Below are 20800 nucleotides of genomic sequence, written 5' to 3' on the forward strand. Positions count from 1 at the left end.
TTATTCCGTAGCACAGAGGTATCTCGATCTATAGCACCTCGAAGATTCTTCGCGTCCGCACCAATCTGTAAAGAAGTGTTTCGTCCACCATAAGTCGCTCCGCTCAAATGCACATTACGAGGTACTTCAACTGCCACCGCGCTAGTATATAGCTTTGAAAGCTGCGCTTTCGTCAACGGGCCGCCATTTTCGATTTCTGCTGCCGCACGTATCGCCGCGAACGATGGTATATGGTCGTGTTCCAAATTGTCGCCTACTACTTCACGAGACCGATTCGAAAGGCCATGTTCTCGAGGTTCTTTGGGAAGGCCCCGCCTTCAAGGCGGGACTCGTCGAGGGCCTGACGATCACTGCGGTTGACGGCAAGCCCTTCTCGGCGTCACGACTGCGCGACGCCATTGTCGCGTGCGGCAGACGGAATCCGTCCGCGGCGTGACTGGTCTGATGTTCTCGCTAGGCCTGTCGGTCGCGCCACCGAAGCCGGCGTTACGTCTGCTGCCGAAGGTGGAGAGCAATTCGCTTTTCTGGAACGCGCTTAGATTGCCGCCCGGCGAGCTGCGATAGTCGTAGAGCGACAGTTACGTGGTGTCCTCAGCGCCGCGTGACTATGGCCAAGTCGACAACCAGCATGCCGGCGCCCACCTGTAACTCAGAGCCGTTCAAGGAGGCGGTCAGGATATGTATTGGACCTCGCCCCCATCCCTATCGTGAAAGTTACGCTTTTAATTATTTAAGGAATCCGATCAAGCTGATCTCGACTTATAGCACTCGCAGATCATCAAGTTCTACTGAATTTCCTTCATGATTTTTTATCACTGTTAATTCAAGAGTTAAGTCCGAACGACCCTCTTCAACGGTATTCAAGGGCACTCTGATGGACCAAGCAGGCGGCGAACTACCATCAACGTATACAATATCCAAATCATTGGCGTCTAATTTTACCTTTACCAATGTACGACCATATTCTTTAATAACTTTATCCAAATCACTCTCTTTAAGGCGAGAACTCGAGCAAAAACCCAGAGCCTGGTCATACTCTCCGCATGAAATAAGATTGGCGACTTGAATAGCAGAAGATTCAATATTTTCGTTCATCACTCATTCTCCTTACTAACGACGATTTCCAGGGATTCGGGTAGGTGTTTCGGTCGTAACCCCAATACTTTTGAAGTACAGATCAGCTTCGCGAAGAGCCTGATTTGCCATAGCATCGGTATAACCAGCATCAATCAATGCAGTATAAGCAATTTGACGTTCTGCACCATATGTACCGCCCCCGATAACTCGCTGCGCCTGAGTAGCATTGTAATGCTGAGAGCCTTCCAGAGTCGAAGGACCTTCCAGTTGTACCCCGGGAGCAAGCCTCGTGTTGTAACCGGGTAAATCACGAACGGCTGCGTCTTGTATTACGTGATGAGCATCTTTCAGACCGAGAGAGCGAAGTGAGCCTACTGCCGTAGTAACTGGCCCGGTCGGCTGTGTAGCAATATCCGTCAAGTTAACAGGTACAATATCTTCCGCCAGCCGCACGACAGGCGAGCGCACCCCCACCGGCAGCACGACGGGCGTGTTGAGCGACGTGGGCGTGAAGCCTTCCAACGGATAGAACGGCGAACGCAACGCGAAACGCCCGGAACCGGCCTCGAAGGTCACACCCGTGGAACGGCTGTACGTCATCGTCGACAACGCGTCGGCAGTGAAGCTCCCCGCCACGCGGCTCACGCCGATACCTGCCTTGGCCAACGCGGTGCCGCCGTCGATATCCATCGCGACCTCACCGGCCAACTTGCCGAACGCTCGTCCCGAGTCGAACTGATCGGCATACCGAGTCGAATCGCTCAGTGCAGCCGCATGGTCCAGATCGCCCTTCAGACGACCCACGTAGTTGGCTGTCTGGTCGACCGGATGTCGCGCAAATGCCGCCGCCGCGCTACCGAGCTGCACGAGGCCGCTACCCAGACGATCGGCCGCCCCGTCGAAGGCGTCGGTATGGACATTGAAGAGCGCATCGCTCACTCCGCCTCGTCCGGCGATACGTTCCACGTATGCCGAGCCCAGCAGGCCACCCACGTTGGTCAAGCCACGAGCTACGTCGTAGATGGACTCACCGATACCGGCAAGCGAGCCCGCCGCACGGGCTGCGCCACCCAAGAAGGCGTTGTACTCCGGACTCGTTGAATCAACCGACGTCAAGTCCGGTGCGTGGGTGACGAAAGACGTATCGAACGAAGGGCCGTCGATCTGGAAGGTCGTGTCCGGCTCCCCGATATCCGGCATGATGCTGGTCACGCCGGTGATCGGGGGCAGCGAACGTGCGACCGGGCGATTGTCGACAGGGAATTTGCTGAAGTCGATCCGGTTGGACGGCTTCTCCGGGTCGGGAAGCGCAGAACCCTTCACCGCGTAAAAGTCACCGGCGGTCGCGTGTCCGTTGCCACCCCAGTATTCCTGCGAGTCGGGCGCGACCAGATAGCGATTCAGCGAGGTATCCGGGCGTGAGACGTCAGCCCCTAGATAGACACTGCCCGATGACACGCCGAAGTTGGTGCCGGGAACGCCAACGGACGGCGTCAGCCCTATCTGACTGAGGGCAGTGTCCAGCGTACTGGCGGCTTGGCCGTTCGTGGCAGCGAAGTACCCCCGCAGCGACGCACCCGTACTTCCCTCGATGTCATCCCCAAGCCGCGCCTCCTCCATCGCGATCCCGCCGTTGACGCGTTGTTCCAGCGCATCCTGGTCGAAAGTTGCCTCGGATCCACCGCCGAAACGGCTTCCGAGCGCGGCGCCCACATAGTTGCCGACGATCTGCTCCTCGATGTTTTTCAGACTCGGTACATGGTCGTCGCCCAGCGCACGGCTCGTCTCGCGTTGGACCACGCCGGCCACCAGGGTCCCGGCACCGATCTGCAAGTCCGAACCGTTCACGAGGCCCGTCTGGATCTGTGACGGCGTCGGTCCGAACTCGCCGCCTACTCCCGCGGCAAGGCTGCTCGACACCAATCCCGCCCAGCTGAAGTGTTCATGCTGGCCCACCAGCTTGCCGGCCACGTCCTGGGCCACATACCCGGCGGCGGCTTGTATCGCACGACCCGCGAAACTGAGCGTGCCGGCCGTGGCGGTCGCCGTCGAGACGCTCTCGCCGGCTTGCGCCGCACTGGCCGCCTCGCTCGTCGTGCTGAGGTACTGCCCCACGCCCGTGGTGACCACGGCCGTCGCCGCGGCCGTGAACACCTCGCCCAGCGAAAAGCCCTGGTGCGTGCCCAGCGCATCGCCGGCCAGCTGACCGGCGGCGCTACCCGCGGCCGCGCCGACCGCGACTCCGGCCAGCGTGCTGTTCAACGCAGCGGCGGCCAGCGGACCGACGACGAACGAGGCCGCCACGACCACCGCGATCACGATGATCGTCGCCACCACGTTGCAATGCTGCTTCGGCGGCGGCGGAGGCGGCGCGATCACCGGCAGGTTAGGCGTGGTGCTGCCCTGGATCTCGCTGGGGTTGTACGGCTTGAACGTGGTCGCATCGTTCTGGTTGGTGGTCACCGCCGGGATCGTCAGCGACAGGCCCGTGGCCAGTTCGTTGTCGCCACCCAGCGCATTGGCTTGGGCGATGACGTACCACAGGCTCGCGTTGCCGTAGACCGCCTGCGCGATCGACTTCAACGTGTCCCCTTCCTGCACCACGTAGTCGCCCGTGCTGTTGCCGCTGGAGAACGCGGTGACCTGACTCAGCACGTCCAGGGACTTGTCGTTGTCGTAATGGCCCACTTGCTGGCCGTTGACGTAGACGAAGTGGTTGTTGCGCTGCGCGGCCGCCGTGCCGGTGCCCTGGTCGATGGTGTCGCCGCTGGCGGTGCCGTCGCGACGGCTGACGATCTGCCCGTTGCCGTCGTAGGCGAACACGCGGACCGTGTCGGCCACCGTGCCGCCGGCGTACTGGGTGTGCTGCGCGATCGCGACACGCTCGCCGCGGACGTTGTAGTAGCTCTCGTCCGTGGCCGGGCGCACGTTGGGCGTGTTGGAGATGTTCTGGCCGCTGGTGGCCGATTCCAGGTAATCGTCCTTTTTCAGGTACGTGACCGTGTACTGGTCGATCCGGTTGGCGCTGTTCTGGTACCGGTAGAACACCACGTTGCCCATGGCATCGTACGCGGCGCTGCCACCGGTGCCCTGGTACAGCACCGCGTTCTGCAAGGTCATGCCTGCATAGCTGGTGGCGTTGGCATCGGGCACCGCGCCCGGCGTGGTCGCGCCGTTGGTGCCGTCCCAGTACGTATCGTGACCAAAGGTCTGCTCTTCGGCGAGGCGGCCGTAGGTGTCGTAGCGGGTGATCGTCGCGGTCGAGAGCCGGCCGCCGATGTCGTTGCCCGGCGTGCTACCCGCACCGTTGCCGATGTAATACGGGCTGTCCGGGTCGGTCTTGGCGTTGTAGCGCTTGTTGGCCGTGGTCCCCAGCGCGTAGTACTGGTTGTCGGTGACGACGTGACCGGCGGCGTCGTAGGTGCGCGTTTCGGCCACGCCCTGATCGGTGCCGCCCACCACCTTGGCATAGTCGGCACGCACCAGCTGATGACGGCCGTCGTACACGCTCTGTTGGATGCGCAGTGTGCCGTAACGGTCCATCGTCAGGCGCGTGGCGGCATTGCCGTCGGCGTCATAGCCCAGCGCATAGGACGTATCGGTACTGGCCACGACGATCGTGCCGTCCTTGAGCTGGCCCGCCGACACCGTGACCCGGTTGTCACCGTCGTAGTCGTACCAGACCGTGCCGTTGTCCGTGCTGACGCCCTGGCGAATCACCAGCGCGCTGATGTTGCGTCGGTTGCCGACCGCGTCGTATGCGAAGGTCTCCTTCATCGACGCGGTGCCGTCGTCGGTATCGACCTCCACGATACGGTTATGGCTGTCGTAGGTCGTACGGGTCAGGGTCTGGACCGCCGCACCGTTGCCGTCGACCGTCGACGCCCGCTGTTCGATCTGGTTGCCGTTGGCATCGTAGGTGTAGCTGTACGACGAGCCGTCGCCGTGCGCGATGAGCGTGACCTGCCCGGCTTCGTTGTAGCTGTAGGTGGTCGTGTTGCCGGTACCCACCGGGGTGGTCACGTAGCCGGGGCGGGTCGTACCGGCCAGGGCCTTGCTCGCCCAGTCGTCGCTTTCCGATACCAGCAGGCCGCTGGATCCGTCGTACGTGTACTGGTAAGTGGCACCGGACATGTCGGTGTGCTGGACCACCCGGCCCTGCGCGTCGCGCGTCCAGCTCTGCATATTGCCGTCGGCGTCGATCTGCGCGACCAGGTTGCCGTCGCGGTCGTAGGTGAAGCGGTTGATGTACCCGCCGGACTGCGCGACCGGAATGTACTTGTAGTCCCACTCCACCGAATCGAACACGGCGGCGCCGTCACCGTCACCATTGCCACTGAGGCCGACCGTCGCGTAGGCGGCACCGTTAGGCGCCACCGCCGTGACCGACACCACGGCGTAGCGGCCCTGGTCGCCCTTGGTGATGGCGTCGCTGCTGTCGTAGCCGATCAGGTTGTGGTTGGCATCGAACCACAGCAACAGCACCGCGCCCGCCGGCGAACTGCCGCTGGGCTTGTCCAGGGCGATGGAGGCCTTGGCGGTGATGCTCTGGCCGGGAACGACCGGCGCATGGTTCTGGTTGGTCATCGTCCGCGGCGTGGTGCCTTTGTACACCGCCTCCCACTTGCCGCCATCCGCGTTGCTGCTCTGGATGATCGACCAGCCTTCGGTCTTGTCCCAGCCGCTGTCGCCGTTCTCGAAGCCGGGATTGAGCGGCTGTAGGCTGAAGCTGTCCTTGGACAGGTCGACGAAGATGGAGTTGGTCAGTCCCGGGGAGAGCTGGTCGACCGGCGGGGAGTAATCCCAACCGGTCCCATAGACGGTGATGTGCCGGTCGGGGTCGGAGTAGTTGGTCGCGCTCACGCCCATCCGGGCGTAGGCCGCACCGGCGGGTGCCGTCCCGGTGACCCGCGAGATGCCGCGACCCTCGTCGACGGTCTGGATGTTGCCGCCACTGTCGCCGATCGGGTTGTCGTTGGCATCGAACCAGCGCAGGTCCACGGCCGCGCCGCCGTGATTGCCCACGGATTCGACGTCGGCCCAGGCGGAGATCTGCTTTCCCGGGGTGACGGGCACGCGGTCCTGGTTGACCAGGATGCTGGTGTCGCGCGACGTGCCGTTATAGACCGCCGTGCCGTTGGCGTAGGTCCAGCCGGCGGTGGCATCGGCCTCGGAGAACCAGGCCAGGCCACCTTGCTCGAAGTCGAGGTTGCGCGGCTGCGCGATGGTCGGTGCCGGGGCGGCGTTCTGGTTGGCGAGCGTGGCGGCACGTTGTACGCCACTCTGGCTCCACACCACGTGGCCCTGGCTGTCGTAGCCGTAGAAGTTGGCGTGAAGCACGGCGTTGGCGGTATCGCCTGCCTGCAGGTACGCCGCACCCAGCCCGTCGTACGTGGTGAGCCGGTTGCCCGCCTGGTCCACCACGTAGACCTGGCGCCAGGTCGCCACGCGCGTGGACCCCGTGTCGTCACCGAAGTCGCCTTCGCGGATCACATGCCCCTGGGTGTCGAGGTCCTTGAAGGTGAGGTGGCCGCTTCCGCTCTGTTCGGCAACGTCGTTGCCCAGCGCGTCGTAGCCGGTCCAGACGCGAACGCCCGCCCCGTCCACCATGCCGACGACGGCACCCGCCGCGTCGCGCAACGTCAGCGTGACATTGCCGTTCTCGTCGGTGCTGCGCACCAGCGCGCCGTTCGCGTCGTAACCGTTGGTGCTGGTGGTAGTTGTCCACGTCGATACACCATGGGCATCGACCACCGCCACGGCCGGTCCCGTGCGGCTCAGCCATTGATTGCGCTCGTCGTAGGTGTAACCGGTGGTCGCGCCCCGGGCATCCGTCGACGAAAGCACATTGCCCCACCGATCGTAGGAAGCCGTCACCGAACTGACGACGGCATTGTCGCTGGCACGTCGCATCGTGCGATTTACGACGTTACCGTCCAGGTCGTAGGCGATGCTCGTGACGGCGGCATCGCCACCGCCGGTCACCAGGGAACGAGACGAGACCCGATGCCCGGCCAGGTCATAGGTGTACGAGGTGACGGCGCCGGTCTTCGGATCAGTGGTGGTGAGCAGACGACCGGCGTTATCGTACGTCGATTGCACGGTGACGGATACACCATCACCCGATGCGATCACTTCGCCAAAGCCGTCGTATACATCGACCTTGGCGTGCTCGACGACACCGCCGCGCGATACGATCGTGCTGACCAGACGGCCCGCGTCGTCGTAGGCGTACCGGGTGCGGACCTCGGATGGCGTCCCGCCTTCCTGGTCCAGGTAGGACAACGTCTCGGTCAAACGACCCGACGTATCGTAGGTGTTGAACGTCGCGTTCGGGTTGCCCTCGAACGACGGCTTCGCGCCGGCCGCCTGGACGACGCTGGCGATGACGTTGCCGGCGTAGTCGTAGCGACGCACCGTGGAGACGCCGGCCGCGGTGCCCGTGGCGCCGTGGGTCTCGACGGTGGCATAGCCCAGCCAGTCGTAGCCATAGGAGACCACCTGCGAGGCCGAGCGATAGAGCGCGTCGCTGGCAAGGGTCAGCGTGCCGTCGGTGGCCAGCAGGTCCTTCCAGTTGTCGACGAGCACGCGCTGCTCGGGTGCCGTGATGGACAGCGTCCGGCCGTAGGCATCGTAGGTCGTCGCGATGGTGCGACCCTGCGAGGTCATCGTGGTGACGCGACCAAGCAGGTCGTAGCCGTAGTCGGTCTCGACCAGCCCATGGACGGTCGTACCCGACGCATCCACGTAGGTACGCGAGATGGAGTCGGCGGTCTTCCTACCCGCGGCGTCGTATTGCGTGAGGCTGATGCGATCCTGCTGGCTCGACACGAAGCCGGACGGATCGGGGCGACCCATCGAGGGGTCCCAGGCTTGCGCGGTGGCCCATTCCGTCGTGGAGACCACTTCGCCGAAGCCATCGTACGTCCAGGTGGTCGCATACGCTTCCGGGTCCATCTGGATGGTCTTGCGGCCATCAGCGTCGTAGAACATCGAGGTGACGGCGGTACGTCCGCCACCGACGACCACGGACTGCGTCGTAAGGTGGTTAAAGCCGTCGTAGGTGAACGTGGTAACCTCGTCGTTGCTGCCGTAACCGTTGCCGTCGGACTGCTCGACGCGCACTTTGCGCCCAGCGGCGTCGAAGGTGGTAGCGATGAGGCGGTCCTGTGCCGAACCGACCAGGATCGACTCGACTTGCGCGCGCGTGACCGGCGTGCCGCTGGACCACCCGGCTAGCTGCCCCAGATCGATTCGCTGCGCGTACCGGCGAAGCTCGGTCTGGCGTCCCTGGGAGTCGTAGGTGTAACGGGTGACATAGCCATCGGGATCGACCTGGTAGATCGGTCGATCGTCCGCGTCGTAGACCGCGTAGCTGAGTAGCCCGGCCCCGTTACGGGTCACCACCGCGTTGCCGAAGACATCCAGCTGCGCTGCCGTGGACGATGGGGCTCCCGTGTACGCGACGTCGCCGACAGCGATATCACCCGTGTTCGCGACGCCCTGGTAGGTGCCTATGAGGTTGCCTTCCAGGTCGCGAGTGTAGCCGACGTATCGCTGCGGGCTGCCGTCGCCGCCGGTGGTTTGCGAAAGGAGGAAGCCATTCGCCGAGTAGCTGTATTGCTTGACGACCGGACCGGTCTTCGTCGTCAACCGGCCGGTTCCGTCGACGAAGGTCGCCGTGGCCTGCGGGCCGGTTTCGGAGCTGAGGTGACCACTGTAGTCGTAGGTGTACGACCAGATCTGACCGGCGCGATCGGTGTGCGAGGCCTTGTGGCCCATCGCGTCGTACGTGTACTGATCGGCAGGCGTGGCGCTGGCATCGTCGTAGACCGCCACGACGCGATTCAGCTCATCGTACACGGTGGTCGTCGTCCGACGATCCGTCGCCAACGGATTCGCCGCGGCGACGGCATTCGCCACGGCCTGAAGGTCCGGTTCGCCATCGAGCGCGATGGGATGGGCGAACGATACGGTCGATGTCTGCCGACCGTCGCTATCGAAGCCATGTGCGGTCACCAAGCCCGTCGGCGAGATGATGTAGACCGCCCTGCCCGCACCGTCGTAGATCGTACGTGTCGACAACCCGTCCGTGCGCGCGCCGAGGCTCGACATCGCGGTGGCGTAGTCGGTGGTGACCGTGGTCGTGCCAGGGTAGACGATATCGGCAATGACGTTGCCCGAACCGTCATAACGGTACTCGTGCACGGACGTGGCGGAGTCCTGGTAACGACCGACGCCCTGATAGTCGACGCGAAGACGTCCGGCATCGTCGAAGACCCGAACGTCGCCATGCGACAGATGCGCGTCCTGGACGACATAGACCCAGTACAGGATCGTATCCGGATCCGCCTGCCCGGCGGCTATCGCCGCGAACTGGTTAGGCGCGAACGCCGACGGACGGGCGTTGACGAACTGCTTGATGACGTTGCCGTCGGCATCGTACGTGTAGTCGGTCACCGTGCCGGCAGGCGTGATGGTCAGCGCGAGGCGCCCCGCGGCATTGTAGGCGGAGTAGGTCGTGCGATCCGCCGGACCGGGTGCGGACAACGCCGCAAGCCTTGCACTGCGGCTCGCCGGCGTATCGCCCAGGCTGGAATACCCCAGTTGATCGAGACTGCCCGAGTCGAGCAAGGAACCACGAACGGTCGCGGCGAGAAGACGACCGTCGGCATCGCGGGTGTACACCGTGACCCGGCCACCCGTCGGCTGGGCATAGCCTGCAACGGCCGTCCCGTCCGATACCTGCCCCACCTTCTCCACCGAGGCGATCAGTTCGTTCGCTTCGTTGTAGAAGTTGACCGTCTGCTGGTCGCCGACACGGGTGGAAATGAGATTGCCATTGGCGTCATAGGCATTCTCGACCGTTGGACCCTCCATCGGCGAATCCTGGACCATACGGCCCAGGCCGTCATAGGTCTTGGAACTGCTGAACGCGCCCTGGCGTGTCTCGCGTTCTTCGCTGGCCAGCTTGCCCAGGTAGTTGTAGCTGTACGTCTCGTCCAGGACATCGGACGAAGGGTCGCTCGCCGATGCAACCGCCATCCGGGTCATGCGGCCGGCGCTGTCGTGCTGGTAGTGCGTCACCCTGCCTGCGGGATCGGTGACGCTGATGGCCAGGCCACGCGCGCTGTAATGCGTGGACGTGGTCAAGGCAAGACCCTGCGGATCGACCACCTGCGTGAGTACCCGGCCGGCCGCATCGTAGGTGTAGGCGATGCGGCGACCGCTGGCATCGACGGTTAGCGAGAGGTTTCCTTCGCTGTCGTAGCTGCGCGTGTCTACGCCATCGGCGGTGGTTGTGCTGGTGAGATGGCCGTCGGCATCGTACCCGTACTGCGTGCTGCGACCGGCCGGATCGGTGAGGGCGATGGTCTGCCCTTCGCGATTGTGCGCGATGGTGGTGGTCAAGCCGCCGGGCGCGGTGACGGCCATCGTCCGATGGTAGTCGTCGTATTCGTAGTGCGTCTGTAACCCGAGCGCATCGGTAGTGACCACGACCCGGCCGCGGGAATCGTACGTCTTACCGGTCACGCGGACCTGGCCGTCCACCGTTCGTGAACGGGTAAGCTCTTCGCCACGCGCATCGAAGGCGTACTGCGTGACGACGCCGTTGCCGTCGGTCTGCGTGGCTACCTGGCCGAATGCGTCGAAGGTCCAGTACTGCTCGCGAAGGATGTCGCCGTAGACGCTGCCGCCGCCGGCATTGCCCCAGTCGCCGGAGCCCGATCCGTTGGGCTGGGCCTCGATCACGTTGACCACGTGACCGACGGCATCGTGTTGGTAGTAGGTCACCGCCGAGTCATATTCGGTATGGCTGGTCTGACTCATTTCGTTGAAGGCGTTGTACTGGTACGACGTACCGAACGAACCGTCGCTCGAATACGTGAGATTACCTTCCGCGTCGTAATTGTAGGAGGTATAACCGGCTTGATCGCCGGTCGCCGAGTTCCACGAAGGCAAGGCATGCTCGATCGAGGCGCGTGTCGGTGGGTTCTGCGGATCGACGACGATCGTATCCGCGTAGCGGACTTCATCGGTCAGCTGACCGAAAGCGTCATAATGACGAGCCACCAGTTCGCCCGCGGTATTAGGCGTTCCATCGGCACCCGCCTGTCCGCGAACGAGGTAAAGGATTCGACCGGCCGCATCGTAGATGGTCCAGCTCAGGTGGCCCTCGGGCGATTCGGTACGTGCCAGGCGACCCATCGCGTCATAGGTGAAGCGGGTCGTTGCGCCCAGGGCATCGGTCTGGCTGGTCAGCCGCCCAAGCGCATCGTAGGTGGAAGTAGTGGTGCGCGCGTCGTCGGTACCGGCGGCCAGCGTGGTGCTGATCAGGTTCCCGGATTCATCGTAGGCGTAACGGTTCGTCGTGCCTTCCAGATTGGTCGTCGCCACGACCCGACCGAACGCGTCGCGATCGATCGAATTGCTCCAGCCACGCACGCCGCGCACGGCGAAGTTCACGGCGATGGCGTGGAGGTCGTCGCGGGAGTCAGCGTCGACCGGAGCATCCCACTGGGTGTGCCGCGTGACGTCGCCACGAACGTCGCGTTCGAACGCCTCGTAATAGCCAGCCGCATCGACAGTACCAATCACCAGGTTTCGATAATCGTAGAACGTACGAGTGATGCGATCGCTTGCGGTCGACGCAGGCGTCAGGTCGGCGAGGGACGCTGCGTTTCGATGGGACGCCAGGACGGCTTCCGCATAGACCGTGGTACGCACGCGATTTCCCGCCGCATCGTACGCATACGTCATCAGATAGCCGGCCGCGTCGAGCGATCCGGTCTGGCGACCGTCGGCGTCGTAGAAATAGCGGGTGACACGCGTTGCTTCGGTGTGACTGTTGTCGACGTCGCTGACAGAGACGAGTCGCGAGGCGGCGTCGTAGGCGTACGTGGCCACGTCTCCCGCCGAATCGGACGAAAAGCTTCCCGACATGTGCTGGACCGTCGACAGCCGCCCCATCGCGTCGTAGGTATTCACCACGCCGTGATCGGAGTACTCGGTGGAGACGACGTTGAACTGGCTGTAGGCACTGGTCAGGCTGCCATCGGTGGCGAGCCATGTGGACGTGTCGACGGTCCGCGACCCGGTCCGGGTGGTCAGCACCCGGCCCAGTCCATCCCGGAGATAACGCACGGCCGTACCCGCACGGTCGACGGTGGCCACCACGTCGCCGTGGCGATCGTAGAACGTGAAGCTGGCAACGCCATCGGGATCGATCTGCGCCGTCGTCCGACCTGCGCCGTCGTAGACGAAACGCGTGGTCAGCACGTCGGCTGCCGCCTCATGGGCCGACAAGGCCGTGGCGATCGACGCCGCGGTCACGTCGTCCCCGAGGACATTCATCGGGATAGCGGTGGCGTAGCGCACCGTTGCCGATATCCGCCCGTCCGCTCCGTAGTTCGTCTGCGTGATCATGGCCTCTTCCGTGCCGTCGACCATGCTCCGCTTCAACGTGTAGATCGGGCGACCATCGGCGTCGTAGACCGTGCGTGTAACGCGTGCATTCCCGTCGAGGTTGCCGGCAGAGACCAGTTCATCGACGAGGGCCGCCTTGGCGCCCTTCCCGCTGACGATCTCGGATGCCATACCAAACCAGGCGTTGCTGCGCACGTTGTTGGCGTACTCGAGCACGACGACCTGCCGGCCAAGTGCATCGTAGCGGTACTCCGTCGTGTGGCCGTCCTGCGCCACGCTGAACGCTAAGCGGCCGTCGGCGTCGTAGACGGAATACGCTGCGGCATCGCCACTCGACCATACCTGGCTGTCGACGTCCGATGCCACGCTGTCGGGAATGTCCTTGCCCTGGGCAACATAAGACGCGACGAGGTCAGTCCTGGTCAGCGTCACGTAGTGGCGGGTGAGCGTCAGCCGATCCAGGCCGTCGTAGAGGAATCGGGTGAGCGTCGCCATGCCAGCGCCGTCGGGGCCCGCCGGCATAAAGACGAACGACAGCCGACCGGCATCGTCGTAGCTCCAGTACGTCGTGTTCGCCTGGGGATCCGTCGAGGCAATCAGGCGATCGTGGGCGTCGTACACATAGCGGGAGGTCAGGTTCAGGCCGTCCGGGTCGACCGTTTTGGCGATCAGCCGGTCCAGGACGTCGTACTGGTAGCGGGTCACCGATTTGGCATCGCCACCCCCGATCGTGGCGGTCAGTACGTTTCCATGCGCGTCGTACGTGTACGACGTGCTGAGGTTGACGCCGCCGGCATCGCGCAACTCGGACAGCACGTGCCCCTCGACATCGTAGCTGTACAACGTGACCGAGCCGGCAGGGTCGGTCACGCTCAGCGTGCGGCCCATGGCGTCGTAGCGATAGCTCGTCGTCAGGGCCAGCCCGCCGACGTCGGTCACCCGTGAGAGCACGCGGCCATCGACGTCGTACGTTACCTGGGTGGTTCCTCCCGGTCCCTTGTGCAGCACCGACAGGCCGCCCACGGTGTAGGTCGTGTCCTCGACGTTCCCGAGTGGATCGACCGTGTGAACGAGGCGCCCCTCGCCGTCGTAGGTGTAGCGAGTCACGGCACCCGCGCCGTCCGTTACGCTGACCACGTGACCCATGGCATCCGCCACGGACGTCATGCTGACGCCCTCGGGCGTCGTCACGGTCGAGGCACGTGTCGCGGTGTCGTAGGCATACGTCGTCGCGTGGCCCAATGCATCGGTGCTGGTGATGACGCGCCCGAATGCGTCGTAGACCGTGGACGTGGTTCGCGAGGAGGCTCCGTTTTCGACGACGTCGGAAACGCTGACCTGGCGACCCACCCGATCGTAAGTATGGGTGACGACGTGGCCGGTCGCGTCCGTGGACGTGGCGACACGGCCAAACGCGTCGTAGGTCACCGAGCGGGTTCGTGCCTGTGCGGTACCGGCGGCCTCCGTCGTGGAGATCACCGCACCGCTGTTGTCCCGCAGGTAGGTGGTGACCTGATCGGCGTCGCCTCCGCCGCGGACGGAACGGACCAGGCCGCCGAAAGCATCGTATGCATAGCGCGTGACCACCCCCGAGCCATCGGTTCGGGAGGTCACATGACCGTTGCTGTCATAGGTGACACGGGTCGTCCGGTTAGCACCGGTCAGTGGCGACGGCGCGACGGCGGCGGCCGAAAGTACGTCGGACAGGCTGGCCCGGGCCGCGTCGAACCCCTCACCCACCGCGTTGCTCGCCAGGTGCAGCGGGAGGAAGGATGCAACCGTGGTCGTGGAAACCACCTGACCGAAGGCGTCGTGCGCGTAGGTCGTGAGTTCGCCGCGCGCGTTGAGGGTACCTGCCGCGTCCGGGGTGCCTTCGATCTGGGCCGACAGGTTGCCGGCGGCATCGTAGTAGTACCAGGTGGTCGATCCGTTGCTGTCGGTTCGCGACGTCACCCGGCCGGCCCCGTCATAGCTGAACCGGGTCACCTCGCCGTTGCCGTCGGTGGTCGAGGTCACGTCGCCATAGATGTCGTAGCCATGGGCGCCACCGAACGTGCCGCCGCCGCTCAATTGCCACTGGGTCTCCCTGCCCTCTGCGTCGTAACGATGCGTGGTCACGGCGCCGGATGGGTCCGTGACCGAGACGATGCGTCCCATGCCGTCGTAGACGGTGATCGTCGAACGGTCGGCCGGATCGGCCGCCAGGGACGCCACCTCGGTTGCCGCGCGATCGTGGTAGAACGCCGTCCTGTCGGTCAGTCGGGTGGCATGCTGGGTCTGCGTCACCGTGTGATGGGCGTCGTCGTAGAGCCAGGTCGTGACCTCGCCCTCGCCGTCCACGGACGCGACGATACGGCCCTGACCGTCGTAGTATCCCTGCCACGGAACATCGTCCCACGACGCATTGAAATCGGACTGGACGGTGGCGTAGGTGGGCGCCTTGCCCAGCGCGCCAAGGGCCGCGGGGTCAAGGCTGACGATGCCGGTGCGGGACGCGGTCAGGTTGCCCTGCGCATCGAAGGTCCGCAGCACCATGGTGCCGTTGCTGTCCACCGATGCGACCGCACGGCCGCTGGCGTCATAGACGTTCAGCGAAACGCGGTCGACGGGCGTCGTGGGAAGCAGGGCGCGCAACCCGTCGGCATCGGTTGCCGAGGTCGCCGCGATGCGCGCGGCGCCCGTCACCGGCGTGGCGAACGACGTGCTACGTGTCGTCCGCCCTTCCCCGTCCAGGTCGAGCAGCGTCACCATGCCGACGGCGTCGATGGTCGCGAATACGCGACCGGCGGCATCGTACAGCGTGTCGGTCCGGCGATCCGCATCGTCGGCGCCCGGTACGGGCAAGGCGATAGGGCGCTGGGTGGTCGGATAGCCGGATTGCATCCAGCCCGCCGTCGAGACGAGCGTTGCGTACTGCGTCTGCGCGATACGGTGACCGTCCGCATCGTAGGTGTACGCGGTGACCGCCCCACCCGGCGCAATGGTTCCGCTCAGGCGACCCGCGGCATCGTAGAAGAGGAAGGTCGCCGCACCCGTGCCGTCGACCGTGACGATCGGCTGGCCTGCGTCGTCGTAGATGACCCGGGTCGACTGCCCGACCACGAGCTGGGTCAGCTGCGCAAGCGACGGCGTACGGCCGAGCGACGCGACCTGGGCCGGGGTCAGTACCGTCGAGTAAACCGCGTTGTTGAGCAGGTTGCCCTCGGCGTCGTAGGTCATGACGGCGATGTGCCCGGTCCCGTCGACCGTAGCCGTCGGGCGATTGCCGTCGTCATACACGGTGAGGGTGGTCACGTCCCCGTCGGCGCTGTGCAACTCGGCGTACAACGCTTCCATCGAAGGAATGAAGCCGTGATCGGTCGACAACGCCGTGGCATAGCGCGTCGTCGCCGTCAGGTTGCCACGCGCGTCGTAGCTCATGGTGACGACCTTGCCGGTGGCATCGATCGTCGCCGACGGCCTTCCGGCCGCGTCGTGCAGGGTTTGCGTGAGGACGTTACCGGCCAGTCGCCGCAGGTCAGCCATGACCGCGTCGAGTGACGGGGCGTAGGCCAGCTCGCGGACCTGCAAGGCGGTCAGGAGCTTGTCGTGCGCCGTACTGGCGATACGCCGGCCATTGGCGTCGTACTGGATCGTGGTGACGCGATGCGTGGCGTCGACGGTCGCGACGAGGCGGCCGTTCGCATCGTAGAAATTGAGCGCGATGGCGTCGGCATCGCTGTGACCGATGCGCGCGACGATGGCGGCTGCACTCGGCTGCGAACCCAGTTCGGCGCGATCCGCCGCGGAAAGATGGTTGGCGAAATCCGTCGTCGAGAGGACACGACCGGCCGCATCGTAGGTGATCGAGGTGACGTTGCCTTCGCTGCCGATGGATAGTACCGGGCGCTCGTCGGAATCGCGGACCACCAACGTCACGTTGTCCGCCACGGTCGCCTGCAGCATGCCCGATAGCGTGCCCGTGTCGGGCGACGAGGCCAGCCGGTATATCTGCGCCGTCGTCAGCGCCACGGCGAAGCGCGTGCTACGGACGACCTGACCCGCCGTATCCCGCTGCATGGCGGTGGCGACGCCGTCCTCGACCGTGGCGTACAACGTGCCATCGTTGGCGTAGACCGATATCCGGTTATGCGCGCTGGCGTGGCTCGCGATCAGGCCGTCGATGTCGGCCAGCGAGGGCGTCATGCCGAGCTGGTCGAAATCCGCCCGGCTCAAGAGGGAATCGTAATCGATCGTTGCCACGACACGGCCCGTGGCATCCGTGGTCTGTACATGCACGGAACCACCCTGATCGACGCTGACGCTCCTGCGTCCGTCCGCGCTGACGACCTGGTAGGCGTACTGGTTGTAGTAGCCGCCCGGCAGCATCGGCAACAACGTCGCCATGCGCGGGTCCGCCACGACCTGCTGGAACGTATTGTAGGAGATATTCGAATAGACCCGGTCGGACAGGACGCTTCCGTCGCCTCCGTAGGTGTAGATCTCCGCGTCGTAGTCGTTGACGCGGGCCAGCGGGCGCCCCAGGTCGTCGCCGATCGTTATCGCGGAAACCTGCGCTGTCGCCGAACCCAGCACCGACTTCAGCGTGGCGTAAGACGGCTGGTTGAAAAGGGACTGCAGCTGGCCATGCGTGACTCCCAGGTTGTAGACCGCCGCGACGGTGACATGCGTGCCCGGGTCGGTCGTGGTCACGGTGACCGCGCCGCCATACCCGTAACTGCCCGTGGACGCGTCGTACCCGTACTGGGGGGTAATGTCGACCGTGACGTTCGGGTCACCGGTCGGGATGCTCAGGGTGATCGAATCGAAACCACTGGCTTTCGTCGCTGCCAGCAGCTGGGCGACCGTGGGCGTGCCGAACAGGTCGGGCAACTTCGATGACGGGATGATCTGGTTGTAGTGATTCGTCCCGATCTGGACACCATTCGCGTCGTAGGCATAGGCAACGACGTAACCGCCATGGTCCACGGACACCGCGAGGTTGCCCTGCGCGTCGTACCCGTTGAGTGTGTAGCTATCGTAGACGCTGGCGCGAACCGTGGATTTCAGCGATGACAGCGTGGGCGCGGTACCGATGCCCGCCAGGCCGACGGCAGTGGTGTAATAAGCGACGGTCGAGGCAAGATGGCCCGCACTGTCGTAGTTGGTCAGGACGATATGGCCCGAACCGTCCACGCTGCCGACCACGCGATGCGCCGAGTCATAGACGTTGATCGAGCGGGTCCAGCCCATGCTTCCCGTGATCGACTGCAACGTCGCCAGCGTCGGGTTGGCGTCCAGCTGGGCGGTCTGGGCGGACGTGAGCTGGGGCGAATAGACAGTGTGGGCCGTGACGAAACCGGCGGCGTCGTAGCTGTCGATCGTGGCGATGCCGCCGGTGACCGTTCCCGCCGGCCTGCCCGCCGCATCGAAGAGAATACGGTCGGTGGTACCAGTGTCGCCCGTCACCATCATCGCCTGGAGCGTGACCAGGGTAGGCGTCGTCATCAAGGTCGTGAGCTGCGCCGCTGTCAGCGCCGTCGTCACGGCGGTCGAACCGCTCTGCGAACCGATCGCGTCGTAGGTCATGAGCGCGACCTTGCGGTTCACGTCGACCGTTGCGACGAGGCGGCCCGCCGGATCGTAGATCCACAGCGAGGTCTTGTCGCTACTGCCGCGTGTCACCACCGCCAGGACGTCGGCCAGCTTCGGGCTCGCGCCGAGTCCTTGCAGCTGTGCCGCGGTGAGTAACTTGGTGACGACCGTAGCCGCGACCAGATGCTTCTGCGCATCGTAGGTATTCAGCGTGACCTTGCCGGTCGAATCGATCGTGGCGAGCATCGTCGTGCCGCCGTCGTAGACGAACAGCGAGGTCTTATCCGTGGACGATGCCGTCACCTTGGACGTGATGTCCGTCAGCGACGGATTGGTACCCAGGGACGCCATCTGGTCGGTCGTCAGGGCGGTCGTGTAGGCCAGGGTGGACGTCTGGTTGCCAACACTGTCGTAGCTGCTGGTGACGACCTTCCCCGCCGTGTCGATCGTGGCGACGACATGCCCGAGCGCGTCGCGGACGGACCACGAGGACCGATCGCTGGTGGCCGTCGCCGGTGTCGGCGCCGCGCCGGGAAACGCCGAGGTCAACGCACCGTTGACGATCCAGCCCGTCGTGTTGACGGCCGTGCCGTAGCTGGTGGTGCGAACCCGGTTGCCCTGGGCATCGTAGGTGTAGGCAGTCAGTTTTCTCGTGCTGGCCACCGATGCGGTGACGTTACCTGCCGCATCGTAGAAGGTGAACGTGGCGACACCCTTGTCGTCGACGGTGGCCACCGCGTGGCCGGTGACGTCGTAGAGCGTCCGCGTGGTCAGGATCGACTGGCCAGTCGGCGATTCGATCGAACTGATGAGCAGGCCAGCGCTGTTACGGACCTGGGTGGTCACCAGGCCATCGGCACGCGTGACCTGGACCGTATTGTTGTTATCCAAGTAGACGTACGAGGTGAGATTACCCACGGCATCGGTGGCGGACACGAGTCGACCCAGCCCATCGTAGGCGTAGCTGGTGATCTCGTTGCCGGCCGGACGTACGGTGGCGGTCTGCAAAAGGCGCCCGTGCGCGTCGTACGTCGTGGTTGTGGTTGCGGTTCCCGCCGTGGTGACGCCCTTGCCGGTGGCGTCCAGCGTATCCCAGTGCGTCTGGCCGGAAACCTGGCCACGTACGTCGTAACTGAAATCCACGCGGACGGCCTGCGGCAGCAGGGCCTGGATACCCGGGTCGTTCAGCCAGTGCTGCACCGAGTCGATCGTCGGCGGGTACTCGGGTGTGTTGTTTCCGTCCGAGGGATACACCGCCCCACGGTGCTGCAAGGACGACGCCAGTATGGTCGTCCCGAAGGTCGAGGCGGCGTACTGGTATTCGGTCACGTTGCCGACCGCATCCAGCGACATGGCGAGTCGGTCCGTGCTGTCGTAGAGGAAATAGGCCGTGGACGGATCGCTGGCCGCCGTGGGCTCGCTGCCGTTCGACGCCGGCGTGGCATACGTCGTGCGTGATGCCACCTGGTTGTGCGAAGTATAGGTGTAGCGGACGGTGTCGCCGAGTGCGTCGACCACCGTGAGCAGGTTGCCGTGCGTATCGTAGGTATAGCGGGTGACGTTACCCAGCGCATCCGTGGCGGAGGCCAGGTTGCCGTGCGCATCGTACGCGTAGGACTGACGATCGACCTGCCCCGCCGCGCCGGGCGTGGCGACCGCGGTCAGGTTACCCGCCGTGTCGTGTTCGTAGGTCCAGGCATGACCGAGTGCGTCGGTCACGGTAGTCGCCGTCGCGGTGTAACCGAAGTCCATCGTCTGGGCATCCGAGCCCGTCCCCATCACGATCTGGCTGACACGGTACGTGCCGTTGCCGTCGGCGACATAGGTATAACCCACGGTCGTGCCGTCGCCCTGCACCATCGAGGCGATGCGGTCGCTTGTACCGTCGTAGGTATAGCGCGTCACGTACTTGAGCGTGCTGGTGGCGGTATCCGAGGCGAGAGTGGTCGTTACGGACGCCAGCCGGCCGGACGCATCGTACGCGTAGACGGCCTGCTGCCGGGTGATCGCCGCAGTGGCCCCCGGGGGAACTTCCTTCAGCGACACGCTGGTCAGTTGCCCCGACGCGTTGTAGGCCAGCGTCAGCAGGTCGCCGTTCGCCGCCTTGATCGAGGTCAGCCGGTTACTCGTATAGGTGAAAGCGAACGAGGCGCCCGTTTCCGGGTTGCTCAACGCGGTGATCTTGCCCGTCGAGTTGTACGTCTCGGTCTGGCGGCTCTGCCCGTCGGTCCACTGCCAGGTGGACTTGGCAGCCGTCCACGCCAGGTTATCCTCGGTCCCCTCGTCGTTCTGGCTGACATAGACGCCGCGAACGGTGTCGTAGGCATAAAGCACGGTCGAGCCATCGTCCTGGGTACGCGTGACCGTGCTGCCGGCCGTATTCACCGTGCCGGTCAACCCACCGATGCTTCGCGACGGACCGTAGGACCAACCGTGGGTCCCGGCCATCTTGCCCTGGCTGTTATAGGTACGCAGGATATCGAGCTGGGTGCCGTCGAAGACGATGCCTTCATCGCGCCCCTGGAGGACCAGGTTGCCCGTGGCGATGTTGACGTACTGGCCGACACCGGCCTGCCCGACGGTCGCCTGACCGGACTGGACCTGGCCGAGCTGGCCCAGTGCCGCGTTGTCCAGACCCAAGCCATTCCCTGCGATTACAGCAACCATTGCATTCCCCCGAATTGGATGTCGATGGCGGGCCGGAATGCTTCCAGCCCACCCT

General features: G+C 64.6%; 2 protein-coding genes. Both read right to left on the reverse strand.

Features of this window, described 5'->3' with window-relative positions; genetic code table 11:
* Positions 1-759: 759 nt before the first annotated feature.
* Positions 760-1095, reverse strand: coding sequence for a DUF7668 domain-containing protein (locus ACVKN3_RS01370; protein ID WP_354512981.1), 336 nt, complete (start codon positions 1093-1095; stop codon positions 760-762).
* A 15-nt stretch (positions 1096-1110) separates the two neighbouring features.
* Complete coding sequence (locus ACVKN3_RS01375; RefSeq protein WP_354512979.1) at positions 1111-20718, reverse strand: LysM peptidoglycan-binding domain-containing protein; 19608 nt, start codon at positions 20716-20718, stop codon at positions 1111-1113.
* Between the last annotated feature and the right edge of the window lie 82 nt (positions 20719-20800).

The sequence above is a fragment of the Luteibacter sp. PvP120 genome (assembly GCF_054055715.1).